Here is a 16,324-nt window from a genome sequence, read left to right on the forward strand (position 1 = left end):
CTACTTATCCATTTCCTTTAAACGATATAACCAATCAAGGGCTTGGCGCGGAGTTAGTTTGTCAGGGTCGATTTCCTCTAAAGCGGCTAATACTGGGGATGGTTCTTCTTCCACAGTCCCTAAGAAGCTCAGCTGAGCGCTATCCACATGACTCGCATTGGCATTATTGGAGATAACTTCCAGCTCTTTGAGTTTTTGCTTCGCGCGTTTGATCACTTCTTTTGGAACTCCAGCTAGTGAAGCCACGGCTAAACCGTAACTCTTGCTTGCTGCGCCATCTTGCACATTATGCATAAAGGCGATGGTATCACCGTGTTCAATCGCATCGAGGTGAATATTGACCGCACCTTCCAGCTTTTCCGGTAAGGTGGTTAATTCAAAATAGTGAGTTGCAAATAAGGTCATCGCTTTGATGCGATTAACTAAGTTTTCAGCACATGCCCACGCTAAAGAAAGTCCATCATAGGTAGATGTACCGCGACCAATTTCATCCATCAACACTAAGCTGTGTTCAGTGGCATTATGCAGAATATTCGCAGTTTCAGTCATCTCTACCATGAAGGTTGATCGTCCTGAAGCGAGATCATCGGATGCACCGACGCGCGTAAAAATACGATCAATAGGCCCAATGACGGCTTTACTGGCTGGCACAAAACTCCCGATATAAGCCAGTAAGGTGATCAGGGCAGTTTGGCGCATATAGGTACTTTTACCGCCCATATTGGGGCCTGTAATGATCAGCAAGCGGCGTTGTGGAGAAAGAGACAGCGGGTTAGAAATAAAAGGCTCACTAAGCACTTGCTCGACAACAGGGTGACGACCTTCAGTAATTTGAATACCGGGCTTGTCTGTTAATTGAGGACAGGCATAACCGAGGGTGTCTGCACGCTCTGCGAGAGTGGAAAGGACATCCAACTCAGCCAGCGCTTCGGCACTGGTTTGTAACGCGGCTAAATGTGGTAGCAGCATATCGAACAGTTCATCATACAAGGCTTTTTCGATAGCGAGCGCTTTGCCTTTTGATGTCAGTACTTTATCTTCATACTCTTTCAATTCAGGGATAATGTAGCGCTCCGCATTTTTCAGCGTTTGGCGACGAACATAATGAATTGGCGTGAGGTGGCTTTGTCCACGACTCACTTGAATGTAGTAACCATGTACCGCGTTATAGCCTACTTTTAGGGTATCGATACCCAGTTTTTCACGCTCACGAATTTCTAAGCGATCGAGGTAATCTGTTGCACCGTCTGCCAGCGCTCGCCATTCATCGAGTTCGCTGTTGTAACCTGGGGCAATGACGCCACCATCACGAACTAAAACTGGAGGAGCATCAACAATCGCTTTTTCGAGCAAGCTTTGCAGCTCATCGAATTGACCAATGCGTTGCGTTAGTGCAGCCAGGTAGCCGCAATCTGATTGCGCTAGAATTTGGTGAATATCATGATATTGCTGGAATGCATGGCGCATACGCGTTAAGTCGCGAGGGCGCGCTGAGCGTAATGCGAGACGAGCGAGTACACGTTCTAAATCACCAATCTGGCGAAGGAACGGTTGTAGCTCAAAGCCGTATTGTTGCAGTGCACCAATGGCTTGCTGGCGGTTGTTCAACACGGTGAGGTTACGCAATGGGGTATGAAGCCAGCGTTTTAGCATACGGCTTCCCATTGGGGTGACACACTTGTCCAAAATCGCGGCAAGGGTGTTTTCGGTGCCCCCAGCAAGGTTTTGGGTTAGCTCTAAATTTCGGCGAGTTGCAGCATCTAAAATTACATTATCTTGTTGTTTTTCCATGATAATGCTACGGATGTGCGGTAATGCAGTTCGCTGAGTATCTTTCACATATTGCAGCAAACAACCTGCCGCGCGTAAGGCTTTGTGGGCATTTTCAACGCCAAACCCGATTAAATCTTTGGTGCCAAATTGCAGGTTTAATTGCTGTTTTGCCGTGTCTAATTCATATTCCCATAATGGGCGGCGGCGTAAGCCTTTATTCAGTTCAATCAATGACATGCTCGCGAAATCTTCAGGATAAAGTAATTCCGCTGGGCGGGTACGCTGAAGCTCGGCTTTTAATGACTCTTCATCATCAATTTCACTGATGATAAAGCGACCGGATGCGATATCTAAGGTCGCAAAACCATAGCCTTGAGATTCTTGCCATACCGCTGCCAGTAAGTTGTCTTGGCGTTCATTGAGTAAGGCTTCATCGGTGATGGTACCCGGTGTCACGATACGTACCACTTGGCGCTCAACAGGGCCTTTACTGGTGGCAGGATCACCAATTTGCTCGCAAATGGCGACAGATTCTCCCATCTGTACCAATCGGGCTAAATAGTTTTCGGCTGCATGGTGAGGAACGCCCGCCATCGGGATAGGTTGACCGGCAGATTGACCACGCTTGGTGAGAGAAATATCCAGTAACTGAGAGGCTTTTTTAGCATCATCAAAGAACAGTTCGTAAAAATCCCCCATACGATAAAACAGCAAAATATCGGGATGTTGAGCTTTGAGTTTTAAGTACTGCTGCATCATCGGCGTATGGGATTCGAAACTTTGATTTTCTGTCATGTTTTTAACTTGTTGAATATTTGATGTATTTATGGGCTTTTGACTTTCGGCGTAAACGCTATTTTATCTTGTTGTTAGGGTGAATTCGCGGAAAGTTGAAAGGGCGTTTGCGACCCTCATAGTAGCCCAGTTAAGGGAAAACTTGTACTGCTAATAACGGGGAATTTACCTCGCAATGTTATTACGTGATGAGTTGAGTTACATGAGTGGGAACAGTTACGCCAATTAGGTTGATGCCCGGTCACGGAGCTAAAAGAATAAAAGTAATATAAAAAGCAGGGTATTCTGGCGTAAACTCTGAATGCAGGCTTAATACGGTTTTATCCCGAGCCGTTAGCTGCAACTTGAAAGCTCTAGGGTATATGGTATCGTACGCGTCAGAAATACCTTTAAGAGAGCCCGTCACGGTGGAAAAAAAGAAAACCTTCCCGCAGCAGAAAAGCGGCTTGCACCCGCGTAACCGTCATCGCTCGCGCTATGATTTCCCGGCCCTGATCGCCAGTTGCCCTGCACTGGAGCCGTTCGTCAAACCGAACGCCTGGGGCGACATCTCGGTAGATTTTGCGGATCCTACGGCGGTTAAAATGCTCAACCGTGCGTTGCTGCAACATTTTTATGGCATCGAACACTGGGACATTCCCGCCGGTTATCTGTGCCCGCCGATCCCCGGGCGTGCCGACTATTTACACCATCTGGCTGACTTGCTGGCGACCAGCAACGGCGGTGAGATCCCTCGTGGTAAAGGCGTGGCTATCCTTGATGTGGGCGTTGGTGCCAACTGTATTTATCCGATCATTGGTCTGCGTGAATACGGCTGGCGTTTTACCGGTTCGGAGGTTGAACCAGTATCACTGAATGCGGCCAAAATGATCGTGGAGATGAATCCGACGCTGAGAAACGGCGTGCGTCTGCGTTTGCAAAAACAACCTGAATCTATTTTGAACGGCATCATCGGCGTGGCGGAGAAATTTGATGCCACACTGTGTAATCCACCGTTCCATAGCTCTGAACAGGAAGCACAAGCCAGCACCCGCCGCAAACTGCACAAGTTGGGTAAAGGTGAGGTAGCCGACACGCCGGTACAGAACTTTGGTGGCAAAAATAAAGAGCTATGGTGTGAAGGCGGTGAAGAAGCCTTTGTACGTAAAATGGTAGAGGAGAGCGTTAGTCTAGCGCAAAACTGCCTGTGGTTTACCTCGTTGATTTCTAAAAGCACGACACTGCCTTCGATTTATCATGCATTGAAGCTGGTGGGTGCGGCCGAAGTCCGTACCATTGAAATGGCGCAGGGGCAAAAAATCAGTCGCTTCGTGGCCTGGACTTTCCACGACGCACAACAGCAGGCCGCCTGGGCAGCAGAACGCTGGCGTTAATTTCTCTGGTGTCGGTTATTTAACTGGCACCGATAAAATTTCGCATTTCTTTTTCAATTTCTGCATGTTGCGTTATTCTCAACATATCTTCCTAAAACAAGCTTGTCTAACTTAAAAGTGTCTATCAAGTCGATGGCTATTCAGTTGTAACTCATTATAATTGTTCATAATGATGAAGGTATATTCAACATTTTCAGCGCTAACTTGATCCATGCCGTAGCCCGACGACTTGGATGGGATTCTTTCAACGTTGCTAGAGCCAGCTCATAAGCTAGAACAGGCTCCGTCACTGGAATAATGGAAAGCCCCTCAATATGATTCTTTTTCCACATACTTTCAGGGAGTAAGGTGATACCAACTCCTGCGCGCACCATCGCCATCACAAGATCTAAATGCCCACTGCGTCCTGCAATAATTGGTTTTTTGCCATAGATCCCGCACGCACTAACAACTAGCTCATTAATTCGAAAGCTATCTTGAAAAAAGATAAATGGCTCATTCAGAAGTTCTGCAAACTTAACGCTATTTTGAATGGCTAATGGGTGTTTTTCATTCACGAGTAGCATCAATCGGTCAGTAGCAAATCGATATAAATTAAATCGTTGTTCGTCAAATGGAGACATTACCGCTGCCGTTTCTACATCTCCTTTGAGCATGGCATTCATCATATGGTTTGAACTTAATTCAATGATCTGCAATTCGACTTGTGGATATTTCTGACTAAATGCCATGATGATATCGGCAAAATAGGTTGAAGCGATGACAGGGGGTAAACCGACCTTCAAGACCCCTATGAGTGGGCCTGATTTATCTTTTAATGCGTTATTAAGACTGTCGAATTGCGCCAAAATTTGCTGAGCATGGCGGAATAAAATCTCACCATCATCGGTAAGTTTCACGCCGTCGGTTTCGCGGAGCAGTAAGGTTACTTCAAGCTCTTGTTCTAATTTTTGAATGCTGCGGCTGATTGCTGGCTGAGTGACGTATAATTTATCCGCTGCTCGGCTAAAGTTATTTTGTTGTACTACTTCGACAAAATAGCGTAATCCTCGAATGTCCATCGTGACCTCTATGACATTTTGTTATAGCGATAATGATTATAAATAATTTCCGTTAATGCAATATTAGGACTAGTAATAATACAAAGCTGAATAATCAGCATAAATTATTATTAGGAATTACATTATGAAAACGGTTATCGAATATGTTCTGGAACGCTTGCAAGCACTGGGTATCAACGAAGTTTTTGGGGTCGCAGGGGATTACGCTTTTCCGATTGAAGATGCCGTTTGTGAAAGTGACTCATTGCGTTGGATTGGTAATTGTAATGAGTTAAATGCCGCTTATGCCGCGGATGGTTACGCAAGAATCAAAGGTGTTGCCGCACTTTCGACAACATTTGGAGTGGGGGAACTCAGTGCGTTGAATGGTCTTGCGGGGTCTTATGCTGAGCATTTACCTGTCTTCCATCTGGTGGGCATGCCAGCGAGTGGTGTTCAGAAAAACCATCGTCTTGTTCACCACACTTTAGGCAATGGTGATTTTGATGTGTTTTATCAAATGAGTCAGCATTTGAGCTGTGCTTATGCGATATTAACCCCTGAAAATTGCATTGATGAAACCGAGCGATTAATTGCAGCAGCCCTAAAAGAACGTCGCCCTGTCTATATGGGGTTCCCATCTGATTACGCGGTGATGCCTGTCATTGCTAATGGGAAACATAAAAAAGCTGAGTCACAGAAAAGTGATGCGCAGTCACTCAATGCCGCAGTGAATGCCATTTTAGAGAAGCTCAATGCTAGCCAAAAAGCCTGTATTATTCCGGGGATTTTGACTGCGCGGTTAGGCTATTCGGATGATGTGCAGGCAATTATTGATAAGACAGGCCTGCCGTATGCCACGATGTTTATGGACAAAAGTATTGTGAGTGAATCTAACCCGACGTATATGGGAATTTATAATGGCAAACTAATGAATGTCCAAGTGGGCGAATTTGTTGAAAGTTGCGACTGCATTTTAGGCATTGGCGCGGTATTAACGGATTTTAACTCAGGCAGTTTTACGGCATCTATCTCCCCTGAGCAACGTATTAATATTTTAGCAGATCAGGTGAAAGTGGGTTCAGCGGTTTACCCAAATGTGATGATGAAAGAGGTATTAGATAAACTGCAAACATTAGTGCCTTCGTTAAAGCATCAAGGTATTGCGGCTCAAGGATTGGGTGAGCCTCGACAAGGTGATAACGGTCAAATTACCGCACAATATCTGTATCCGCGCTTAGAGAAAATGTTCAAGGACGACGATATCGTGATTGCTGAAACAGGGACAGCATCAATGGGCTTGGGTTTTGCTTTACTGCCTAAAGATGCTCAGTTTCATAACCAAACATTATGGGGATCAATTGGTTGGGCAACGCCAGCAGCATTTGGCGCAGCAATTGCAGCACCTAATAAGCGGGTGATCTTAGTGACCGGTGAAGGCTCCCATCAATTAACCGCGCAAGAAATTAGTCAGTTTGCACGTTTTGGATTAAAACCGATTATTTTTGTGCTCAATAATGATGGTTATTTAATTGAACGATTATTATGTAAAGAGCCAGAAGCTTACTACAACGACTTACCGCAGTGGAATTATGCACAATTACCTGCAGCATTAGGTTGCACTGATTGGTATTGCCAAAAAGTCACCACTTGCGATGAATTAGACGCTGCTATTAAACACGCTGAAGTGACGGATTCAGCCGTCTATATTGAGATAGTTATGGATAGATACGCAGCTTCAGATCTGGCCAAAAAATTAGGTAAGTCTGTGGCATCGTTATATTCGTTTTAACATCAGGCTGAGCCATATTTTTAGTGCTGATTTAAAACGTTAGAAATAGCATAAATAAAAGCAATTTATGCTAATTTTCGCACGATATTAAATTTGATATTCATCGCTACATTCTTTATTTTAATAGGTAAATATAATCTTATATTATCAGGTAAATAATATTCTTTTAACGATGCTCATAATTTCATTTTCTAAAAAAGAATGTATTTAAATGATGGCGTTATTTTAATAAGAGGTGATTTTGATGAATAAATTAAAAATAGCATTGGTTTCTTTGATGTTTTTAAGTCCATTTGCGATGAGTGCAACTGAGATTAATTATGTTCAGTCCATGGAAATGAAATTAGTTGGTAACATTAATATCGTAATGAATGCAGCGACAACAACGGATTATGTGAATGCAGTTTCACAAAAAGCGGATGAAGCGGGCGCAAAATACTTTATTATTACCTCAGTGAACTCTGAAGGTGAAGGTAACGATATTTCAATCAATGCTAGCTTATACAATAAATAGTCTATATTTATATTTTATGCGTCGTGATCCCCTGCACTTAAGTTGTCGTTAAGTGCAGTTTTTTTATACGCCATTCATTTTAGCCGCAAGGCTCCCACCTTATTGAATTACCAAGAATACAAACAAAAATTTAATTTTATCTGTGTTAAGATTTTAGCTAAAGATATCCATTATCAGTTGTTCAGGAAGGGATCTCAGTCTTATGTCTGAAGTATTAACTCAGTGGTTAATGGAATATGGCTATTGGGCTGTATTTCTTGGCGCGATGCTTGAAGGGGAAACGGCAGCTTTTCTATCGGGAGTGGCCGCACATAATCAATTACTCTCTTATCCTTTGACGATGTTATTTGCTGCACTTGGTGGTGTCGTCAGTGACAATGTGCTTTTTTTTGTCGGGCGTTATGCGGGAGCGCGGGTATTGCCTAGATTTCAAAAACATCAAAGTAAGATTGTACGGGTTCAGCAGTTAATACAACGCCATGAAAATTGGATTATTATTGGGATCCGTTTTGCATATGGAATGAGAACGGTTGGACCGATTATTATTGGTGCTAGTAAGGTAAATCCGCTCAGATTTTTTGTATTAAATATCCTTGGCGGCGCGATTTGGGGATGTTTGATTGTTTCTATCGGATACTTTATCAGCTCACTTGTCTTTGCGCTCCCATTTCACCCACATTTCTCTTGGTTAGCTATCATTGTTTTGGTGATTGTTGGTGTTTGGTGGATCCGCCGGAGGCGACGCTAAGGCTCTTGTTGTTGATGATTGTGAGCCACCGTGGCCTAGGGTGGCTAAGCGTCATTATTTAAGATGTTTTGGTGTTTCTGCCCTGATTATTTTTCCCATTGCTTGCAGCAAATCTGAGGCTTCATATCTGTCGGTTACGATTTCAATATAGGCGGCAGTATCTATTCTTTCGAGTGTATTGAGAACTCGATCGAGTTCATCGCAAGTGGTGATTTTCTGACAATACCAATTTTTGCATCCAAGGGTTGCGGGAAGCTGAGCATAGTTCCAAGGGTGGACATCGTTGTAATAGGCCTCGGGTTCATGGCAGAAAAGGCGTTCAATTAAATAGCCATCATTATTGAGCACAAAAATAAGTGGTTTCAGCCCCCAGCGAGCAAATAAGCTAATTTCTTGCGCGGTTAATTGATGGGAGCCTTCGCCGGTAGCCAGGATCACGCGGCGATGAGGCGCTGCAAGTGCTGCACCTAGTGCCGCAGGGGTTGCCCAGCCAATCGAACCCCATAGGGATTGAGTTTGAAAAGACACTTCTTTAGGAAGAAGTGCAAAGCCTAATCCCATGGAAAATGTTCCTGTGTCCGCTATAACGATGTCATTTTGCTTAATAAATTGTTCAAATCGCGGGTATAAATAATCACTGGTTATTTTTCCGTTAGCATTACTGATTGGTTCACCTAGGCCGTGAACTTTTATTGAGTTGCTCGGAATAAATGTCAGAATATCTCTTAGCTCAGCAAGTAGTTCATAAATATAAACATCGGAATATCGAATTGCATCGATAACGACATAATTATCCATTATGTGGATCATATTATTTGTATCAAGATCTGCAGTGAAACACCCTGTGTTTACATCACTCATCATCGCGCCAATATTGAGAATACAATCGCAGCCTTCAATAAACTCAGCAATGGCTGGGTTCATTAAATGTCCACTGTACATGCCTATATATTGTGAGTGTGTTTCATTTAAAACACCTTTATCCATAAACATTGTGGCATAAGGTAAGTGAGTGATTTTAATCAGTACTTCTACTTCTTTGACTAAGTCAAATCGTGATATGAGAGAACCCAGTAAGGCGCATGGGGATTCACTGTGGCTGAGTTTATTGACTATCAAACTGAGGACTTTTTTTAAGGTATCAGGACGACTACTTGGTAATGTGAACGGCTTGATACTCTGTACTACGATGCGTTTCACGGCATGATCAGCAGGTATGCCAATATAAACAGGGCGCCTTTGAGCAAAAGCCTGAGCGATTAAACGGGTCATTTCACTGACACAGTTTTCTGGTGTCAAAATCGCGTGAGCACACGAAAAGGATTGAGCAACTTTATAAAATACCTCGAAATCACCATCACCTAAAGTATGGTGCATAATAGGTTGATTTTTTTGGATATGGCTGGCAGGCATTCCGACTAAATGAAAAATAGGTAATCTTTCTGCATACGCCCCTGCAATGCCATTTAATGCACTGAGTTCTCCAACTGCGAAGGTTGTTGCGAGTGCCGCAAACCCTTTTACGCGAGCGTAACCATCTGCGGCATAGGCCGCATTTAATTCATTGCAGTTTCCTACCCAACGTAAATTTTGGGAGGCACAGACGGCATCATTAATAGGAAAGGCATAATCACCTGCAACACCAAAAATATCATTAATACCGAGTGCTTGTAATCTGGATAAAACATGTTCAATAACAGTTTGGATCATGTGATTTCTCCATATTAGAATCATTCAACAAAATAAAAAATAAATTTATTTTTAATTTTTAGGTGATTATTTTATTTTTGTATACTGATAATAGTAGCTGGAATATCAAATGTGGGAGTGTTTTTTTTATAAGAAATGATAATAAAAAGAATATTGACGCAGTGAAATGTACGAAAAGGATGGAAAAAAAGATAAAAAAGGCATCCAAGAGAATAAATTTAATCTTTTGAATGCCCTAGGTGAAGCGAATATTAGCGTTGTGCTGCTGTCACCATCACTTCAACGAGTACTTGCTCACGTGCCATATTCGCTTCAACAGCGGCGCGAGCAGGGCTAAATTCAGCTGGCATCCAAGTTTCCCAAACGGTATTAAAGTCAGCAAAATCACGCTTCATATCTTTTATCCACACTTGAGCAGATAAAATACGGGTTTTGTCGCTATTACTAGCGGCTAATAATGCATCAATTTTGTTTAATACATCTTGGGTTTGAGCGGTAATATCCCCGGTTAAATCCGTAGGCACTTGTCCAGATAAGTAAACTAATCCAGCATATTCAACGCTGTCTGCTAAGCGTGGTTTTGGGTTATTACGTTTAATGGACATTAATTACCTCGTTAATCCTTCTAGTGAAATAGGGGAGCGTTGCTGGGTAATGAGCTGAGTTAATATCTCTGCGCTACCCGCTGCTAATGTAAAACCTAAACTGCCGTGACCCACATTGAGCCATAAGTTGCTGTGTGTAGTTTTGCCTAACATTGGCGGTCCCTTTGGTGTTGACGGACGTAAACCGCACCATGTTTCTGCTTCATCAATTTTAGGTAAATTCGGGAATGTTTTTTTAATAATGTTTTTTAATGCAGAAATTCTGTTTTCTCGTAATCCAAATTTGTCATAACCAATATCGACCATGGCCGCGATGCGTAATTGATCATTAAGTTTGGCGTAGACAATTTTATTGCCATAGTCGGTCACGCTAAGTTTAGGAACAATATGTGCCATTTGTGGATATTCCACACTGAGGCTGTAGCCTTTTAAACCGAGAATTGGCACATCAATGCCAAGGGGCTTTAATAACTCACGGCTACCATTGCCTGCGCAAATCACCACATCATCCGCTTGAATTGTGCCTTGATTTGTTTCTACACCCGTAATGGTATTGCCATGCTTAATAAAGGATTTGACCGAGTGCTCAAGACACAATGTAAATTGTGGCTGTGTTGATAAATAAGCCAGAATATTTTTGCAGAATAAATAACAATCAGCGGTTTCATCATCGGGCGCGTAAATCGCGCCCACTAGTTGTGATTGGATATTCTTTAATGCAGGCTCTAATTCAACGATTTCATCCGCATTCAGGACTTTTTGAAATTTCTTATCCACGGTTTCACTGGCTTTTTTAAAGCTAGATTGCTCGCGATGGATAATTAATTTTCCTGATTTTTCCCAAGCGAAATCAGCAATATCACCATTCGTACGCCAAGTATTCATGACATTTTGACTGAGTAGTGATAATCGTAATAAATGAGCGCCATTAATTTTATTGGTTGTGCGGTTACAGGCTAAGGTGAATTGGGTCATCCAAGAAAGCTGCTGTAATGTAAAATCGATTCTCAAATTTAATGGGGAGTCATTTTTACCCATCCAGCGTAAGCCTTGTAATGGAACGCCTGCATCTGCAAGTGGCGAAACATAGCGATAACTTAATTGTCCACCATTGGCAAAGCTGGTTTCCATGCCAACGTCAGAATAAGATTCAATTAATGTGACGGTTTGACCTGCTTTAATTAAAGCATATGCAGTACTTAATCCAATCACTCCAGCACCGATCACTACCACATGTTTAGTCATAATATTCCGCAACCAATAATAACGTAGGAGTTATCATTTAACGGCGAATAGTCAGACTAAACAATTGAGTTTTCATCACTGGAGTATAACTTTTGGTTAACTACTGCGTTGCGTTTTTTTAGTATTAATGACAAGGTGTTTACATAATTTTGTGCGGCTTTTGTGAGCGGTCTATCCGCGCGATGGAAAACGGATACAGCTAAATGCAAGTTCTCTTTAAGCGGGTAGATCATCGATTCTGGCAAGGTATGTTCCGCAGAAAAAATGTCGGTAATACTACAACCTAGGCCAGCACGAACGAACTCTGCCGCCATGTGGTAGGTGTGTACGCTGATATTGGACTCTTGGAACTCATGTCTCTGCTGTAGCAGTTGAGAGAGGGAGTCGGAGCCTGGGTGGATCCAGCGGTCTTGATCAATATCCACCAGTGAAACGGGAGATTTTACGGGAGTCTGGCTATCCACATAGACGAGTGGAATATCAGCAACAGGCAATACGGTGATCCCACCTTCAATCGCCAAATTAAATGCAATACCGATATCAAGATCTTGCTGCGTTAATAATTGCAAAATATCCGTGGTGTGATGGGTTCCAATAGTGAGTTTTATATTCGGGTGTTTTTTAATAAATAGCGCGGTGACTTCAGGCACTAGGTTAAGGCCAAGACTAGGTAAACAGCCAATCGCTAATTTCCCTTGTGGGTTTCTGGATAAATTCTGTGCCAAAATTCTGAGTCTATCTAAATTCTGATAAACCTCTTTCGCCTCTTCAAATAATAAATTGGCTTCATCTGTTGGCAGTAATTTCCCTCGAATCCGTTGGAATAAAACGAGCCCCAATTGCTGTTCAGCATGTTTGAGGGCTTTACTCGCCGCTGGCTGGGAAATATGCAGAACTTCTGCTGCGCGAGTGAGTGAACCGCAGGTCATCACTGCATAAAAGATATCAAGGTGCCTTAACTTCATTATTGGTCGTCCATGGTTAGAGCTTGGTAATACTTTGCATTTTTTCTTATTCTACAGAGAAAAATGCCATGGATCCGATATCGAGGTCACTTACCAGAAATGAAAAATGCCAGCTCATATACTTTTGGTTATGAGCCGGCATGTGCTATCAAGGATTATGCGATGGCTGCGCCTAATTCAATATATAACTTGATGATGATACTGTTGGTGATATCCACCAAGAACGCACCGACCATCGGTACCACTAAGAAGGCTTTGTGTGATGGGCTGAATGCACGAGTAACGGTCTGCATGTTAGCGATTGCCGTTGGCGTTGCCCCCATCCCGAACCCACAGTGGCCCGCACTGATAACGACAGCATCATAGTCACTGCCCATCATCTTGAAGGTGACAAAGCAGGCGAATAACACCATCACAACGGTTTGTACCGCAATAATGATTAATACTGGACCCGCCATGCTAGCTAATTGACCAAACTTCAATGACATTAGCGCAATAGCAAGGAATAACGAGAGCGCCACGCTACCTAAAACGTCAACAGTCGGCTCGAAAACTTCATGTTTAAACACGTGAGTTAAGACGTTACGGATGATGATACCGACAAATAAACACCAAACGAAAGTCGGTAAGTGCATTGGCGTATCTTTTACTAACTCACTGATATAGCTACCCGCAACGATACAGATAATCAGCATTGAAATGGTTTCAATGATGTTATTGGCGTTGATTTTTCTTTTTACCGTTGGTTGTTCAAATGCTTCAAGGATGGTCTCTTTTTCTTGTTCGGTCGCTTTTGGAATGGTCACTTTTTTCAGTAAGTGGCGAGCGACAGGCCCCCCGACTAGTCCACCTAGAACCAGACCCATAGTCGCACACGCCATCGCCAGCTCAACAGCGCCTGTTACGCCATATTTATCGGCAAGGATAGGACCCCAAGCACCGGCGTTACCGTGACCACCTGTTAAGGTGATTGAACCTGCAATCAGACCGATAAATGGACTTTCGTTTAGCATCACTGCCATACCCATGCCGACAGCGTTTTGGATCACAATCAAGATGGTTACAGCAAGTGTTAAAATAACGAGAGGTTTCCCGCCTTTTATTAATCGCGAAAAATCTGAACTTAAACCAATTGATGAGAAGAAGGCGATCATCAATGTGCTTTGTAATGAGGTATCAAACGAGAAAGTATAGCCTGCCGCTTTATCAACAATTAATAAAACGATAGCAACAATAAATCCGCCGACAACAGCATCAGGAATATGGTTTTTCTGTAGAAAAGGGCTGATTTTCACCACAATCATCCCAATAAGCAGCGCTAAGCATGCAAACAATAGCGTATAGCTGGCATCTAGGGTCATTATTTTTACCTCACATTTATTTACCAGAGCATTCACTTTTGCGATTTAACATTAGTGTTAAATGAAATTACTTTGCTTAACTTTTGTTTAACAATGAGTTTTATTGGGGTTGCTATAACTTTTAGTTAAGTAAATCGTATGAAAAAATCACTTTTATTGATTGGTTTAAGTCATTACTAGAAGGTTATTAAATTAATAAAATTACTAAACATTACCTATTGCATTGATTTAATAGGATATTTAAATTTCTCTCATCTACTGAGAAAATTACGTAATTTTGCTGTCTCTTTTCGAGCATCAGCGCTGGCGTTAAGTCGTAGTAATTGTTGGAAATGTGATGGGCGGCATAAAAGCCGCTATATTGTTAATGAATGTTAAGAAATTGCAACGTAACTCACGTTTTAGCCAGTTTTGATGACGATGAATCTGCTTTTTGTGCGACAAATTAAGACTGAAATTAGTATAAAGACCAATATTCTTAAGTACCTTTCATGCTTTATATGGATTAAATCTCAGAGGGCAGTATTTATTCCCATTGTATTGTTATCATCGAAACAAGATGTTTATTTAACTAATTGTATTTAATGATAATTAAAAAATAGAGTGGATTTTATTAATGCCCTAGTGCTCGGATGAGTCAATATTCTTCATTGTAGGGATTGGTTATGATGGGCGTTAATTCAGGTATCTTAATTAGGGTATTTTAAATGAAGAAAACCATTCGCCAAGTGACTTTTGATTTACTACGTCAATTGAACATTACCACTATTTTTGGGAATCCCGGCTCGACGGAAGAAACATTCTTAAAAGATTTTCCGAGCGATTTTCGTTATATCCAAACATTGCATGAAGCTTCTGCCGTTGCAGCTGCAGATGGTTATGCCCAAGGCATGCGCAAAGTGGCGATGGTCAACCTGCATACCTCTGCGGGGCTAAGTAATGGGATGAGTAATATTCTGACCGCTTATATGAACCGTACGCCACTGATTATCACGGCGGGTAACCAAACCCGTGAAATGTTGCTGATGGAGCCTTGGCTAACCAATATTGAGCCTGAAACTCTTCCAAAGCCATGGGTTAAGTGGAGCTATCAGCCTGAGCGTGCGGAAGATGTCCCTGCTGCGTTTATGCGAGCATATGCGATGGCACTTCAACCACCAGCAGGCCCCGTTTTCTTATCAATCCCCCTTGACGATTGGGATAAACCAGCCATTGCCCAAGAGGCGGTTGTTCGTGAAGTTTCCCAGCGCATAGGCTATGACCCTGTTCGTTTACAAGCGTTTGCCGATGCGTTTAATGCCGCCAAAAATTCAGTATTAATTTATGGCTCCGCCATTGCGCGGGGGGAAGGCTGGGACGCGGGCATTGCATTAGCCGAAAAATTGAATGTGCCTGTTTGGGCGGCGCCAGCATCGGAACGTCCGCCATTCCCTGAAACTCATCCGTTGTATGCAGGTGGGTTGCCTTTTGCTATGGGGCCGCTGTCAGACAAGCTGAAAGGACATGATTTGGCGTTGATTATTGGGGCGCCTGTTTTCCGTTATTATCCTTATGTAGCAGGAAGTTATTTACCAGATGGAATGCGTTTACTGCACATTACCGATGATCCTATCGAGGTAGGAAGAGCACCCGTTGGCGACAGCTTACTCAGTGATGCGGTATTGGCCATTGAAGGACTGACATCGTTAGTGAATGCCAGAACGGCCTCGAAAAATAAGGTTGAGAAACAGTCTCATGGTATGGCTCCACATCCTGCTGCGCCTGAGGTGAAAGGAAATTCAACGGTATTAAGTGCAGCGCAGCTGTTTAAAGCACTGAGAGACGTTTCCCCGAAAGAGACAATATTAGTGGAGGAGTCGCCATCAAACCTTGGCGAGTTGCACCGTGAATGGCCAATCGATGCACCGGATTCTTTCTATACCTTTGCCAGTGGATCATTAGGTTGGAACTTACCAGCAAGCGTGGGAATTGCCTTAGCGGAAAAAGACAGTGGCCGACACCGCCCTGTGATGTCGATTATTGGCGATGGCTCGATGCAATACTCGATTCAAGGGCTATGGAGCGCTGCACAACATAATTTACCGATTGTGTTTGTGATCCCACGAAATAGCGAATATGCCATTTTAAAATCTTTCGCGGTGTTAGAAGAGACGCCGGGGGTTCCTGGGCTGGATATTCCAAACTTGGATATTGTGGCATTGGGTAAAGGTTATGGTTGCACGGCGTTAAAAGCCACGACGGTGGATGAGGTCAAAGCGGCTTGCCGTGAGGCATTTAAGCGCCAAGGTCCAACGGTGATCGAAGTGCCTATTCAGCCTCAAATTCCACCACTGATTTAATCTGCAGATTTAAATCAGAGACAGATAGAAAAATAGCCTCAAATAGAGGCTATTTTAATAAAGA

At 42.9% G+C, this 16,324-nt stretch carries 12 protein-coding genes; 5 read left to right on the forward strand and 7 right to left on the reverse strand.

The annotated features are described in order from the left end of the window. The gene (mutS, locus tag PR799_RS04595; protein ID WP_272521362.1) at positions 1 to 2,568 is read right to left on the reverse strand and encodes a DNA mismatch repair protein MutS; all 2,568 of its coding nucleotides are present in this window, start codon (positions 2,566 to 2,568) and stop codon (positions 1 to 3) included. A 407-nt stretch (positions 2,569 to 2,975) separates the two neighbouring features. Here mutS and rlmF point away from each other — a divergent pair, with 407 nt between their 5' ends. After that, positions 2,976 to 3,941 (forward strand): 23S rRNA (adenine(1618)-N(6))-methyltransferase RlmF, encoded by a 966-nt coding sequence (rlmF, locus tag PR799_RS04600; RefSeq protein ID WP_272521363.1) that lies wholly within the window; start codon positions 2,976 to 2,978, stop codon positions 3,939 to 3,941. 164 nt (positions 3,942 to 4,105) lie between these two features. Here rlmF and PR799_RS04605 read toward each other — a convergent pair whose 3' ends face one another. Then, the gene (locus PR799_RS04605; protein WP_154627607.1) at positions 4,106 to 5,002 is read right to left on the reverse strand and encodes a LysR family transcriptional regulator; all 897 of its coding nucleotides are present in this window, start codon (positions 5,000 to 5,002) and stop codon (positions 4,106 to 4,108) included. Between the two features lie 124 nt (positions 5,003 to 5,126). Between PR799_RS04605 and PR799_RS04610 the strand changes: the two genes are divergently transcribed. The 3 genes from PR799_RS04610 (at position 5,127) to PR799_RS04620 (ending at position 8,035) form a co-directional block, all read left to right on the forward strand. Continuing rightward, a complete protein-coding gene (locus tag PR799_RS04610; protein ID WP_272521364.1) occupies positions 5,127 to 6,773 on the forward strand; it encodes an alpha-keto acid decarboxylase family protein in 1,647 nt (548 codons plus the stop codon). 244 nt (positions 6,774 to 7,017) lie between these two features. After that, complete coding sequence (locus PR799_RS04615) at positions 7,018 to 7,287, forward strand: DUF1471 domain-containing protein (RefSeq protein ID WP_108478370.1); 270 nt, start codon at positions 7,018 to 7,020, stop codon at positions 7,285 to 7,287. A gap of 202 nt (positions 7,288 to 7,489) precedes the next feature. Beyond that, positions 7,490 to 8,035, forward strand: a complete 546-nt coding sequence (locus PR799_RS04620) for a DedA family protein (protein ID WP_272521365.1) — start codon at positions 7,490 to 7,492, stop codon at positions 8,033 to 8,035. A gap of 54 nt (positions 8,036 to 8,089) precedes the next feature. Here PR799_RS04620 and PR799_RS04625 read toward each other — a convergent pair whose 3' ends face one another. From PR799_RS04625 to gltS, 5 genes are all read right to left on the reverse strand, one after another. Then, positions 8,090 to 9,745 (reverse strand): alpha-keto acid decarboxylase family protein, encoded by a 1,656-nt coding sequence (locus tag PR799_RS04625; RefSeq protein WP_272521366.1) that lies wholly within the window; start codon positions 9,743 to 9,745, stop codon positions 8,090 to 8,092. Between the two features lie 251 nt (positions 9,746 to 9,996). Beyond that, on the reverse strand, positions 9,997 to 10,350 hold the full coding sequence (locus tag PR799_RS04630) for a RidA family protein (protein ID WP_154627603.1): 354 nt from the start codon (positions 10,348 to 10,350) through the stop codon (positions 9,997 to 9,999). A gap of 3 nt (positions 10,351 to 10,353) precedes the next feature. Continuing rightward, positions 10,354 to 11,595, reverse strand: a complete 1,242-nt coding sequence (locus PR799_RS04635) for a D-amino acid dehydrogenase (protein ID WP_272521367.1) — start codon at positions 11,593 to 11,595, stop codon at positions 10,354 to 10,356. 56 nt (positions 11,596 to 11,651) lie between these two features. Beyond that, on the reverse strand, positions 11,652 to 12,560 hold the full coding sequence (locus PR799_RS04640; protein WP_154627601.1) for a LysR family transcriptional regulator: 909 nt from the start codon (positions 12,558 to 12,560) through the stop codon (positions 11,652 to 11,654). A 155-nt stretch (positions 12,561 to 12,715) separates the two neighbouring features. Further along, positions 12,716 to 13,921 carry a sodium/glutamate symporter gene (gene gltS / locus PR799_RS04645; RefSeq protein ID WP_154627600.1) on the reverse strand — a complete coding sequence of 402 codons (1,206 nt, stop codon included), beginning with the start codon at positions 13,919 to 13,921 and terminating at the stop codon, positions 12,716 to 12,718. Between the two features lie 707 nt (positions 13,922 to 14,628). Here gltS and mdlC point away from each other — a divergent pair. Next, entirely contained in the window at positions 14,629 to 16,260 is a 1,632-nt protein-coding gene (gene mdlC / locus PR799_RS04650; protein ID WP_272521368.1) for a benzoylformate decarboxylase, read from the forward strand. Positions 16,261 to 16,324: the final 64 nt, after the last annotated feature.

Origin of the sequence: Providencia sp. PROV202 (genome assembly GCF_028479565.1) — a bacterium.
Classification (GTDB): domain Bacteria; phylum Pseudomonadota; class Gammaproteobacteria; order Enterobacterales; family Enterobacteriaceae; genus Providencia; species Providencia zhijiangensis.

Excerpts from the sequence above, each read along its gene's own strand:
- PR799_RS04610 (WP_272521364.1), top strand. The coding sequence starts at position 5,127 with ATGAAAACGGTTATCGAATATGTTCTGGAACGCTTGCAAGCACTGGGT.
- PR799_RS04605 (WP_154627607.1), bottom strand. The coding sequence starts at position 5,002 with ATGGACATTCGAGGATTACGCTATTTTGTCGAAGTAGTACAACAAAAT.
- PR799_RS04640 (WP_154627601.1), bottom strand. The coding sequence starts at position 12,560 with ATGAAGTTAAGGCACCTTGATATCTTTTATGCAGTGATGACCTGCGGT.
- PR799_RS04620 (WP_272521365.1), top strand. The coding sequence starts at position 7,490 with ATGTCTGAAGTATTAACTCAGTGGTTAATGGAATATGGCTATTGGGCT.
- PR799_RS04635 (WP_272521367.1), bottom strand. The coding sequence starts at position 11,595 with ATGACTAAACATGTGGTAGTGATCGGTGCTGGAGTGATTGGATTAAGT.
- mutS (WP_272521362.1), bottom strand. The coding sequence starts at position 2,568 with ATGACAGAAAATCAAAGTTTCGAATCCCATACGCCGATGATGCAGCAG.
- gltS (WP_154627600.1), bottom strand. The coding sequence starts at position 13,921 with ATGACCCTAGATGCCAGCTATACGCTATTGTTTGCATGCTTAGCGCTG.
- PR799_RS04630 (WP_154627603.1), bottom strand. The coding sequence starts at position 10,350 with ATGTCCATTAAACGTAATAACCCAAAACCACGCTTAGCAGACAGCGTT.
- mdlC (WP_272521368.1), top strand. The coding sequence starts at position 14,629 with ATGAAGAAAACCATTCGCCAAGTGACTTTTGATTTACTACGTCAATTG.
- PR799_RS04625 (WP_272521366.1), bottom strand. The coding sequence starts at position 9,745 with ATGATCCAAACTGTTATTGAACATGTTTTATCCAGATTACAAGCACTC.
- PR799_RS04615 (WP_108478370.1), top strand. The coding sequence starts at position 7,018 with ATGAATAAATTAAAAATAGCATTGGTTTCTTTGATGTTTTTAAGTCCA.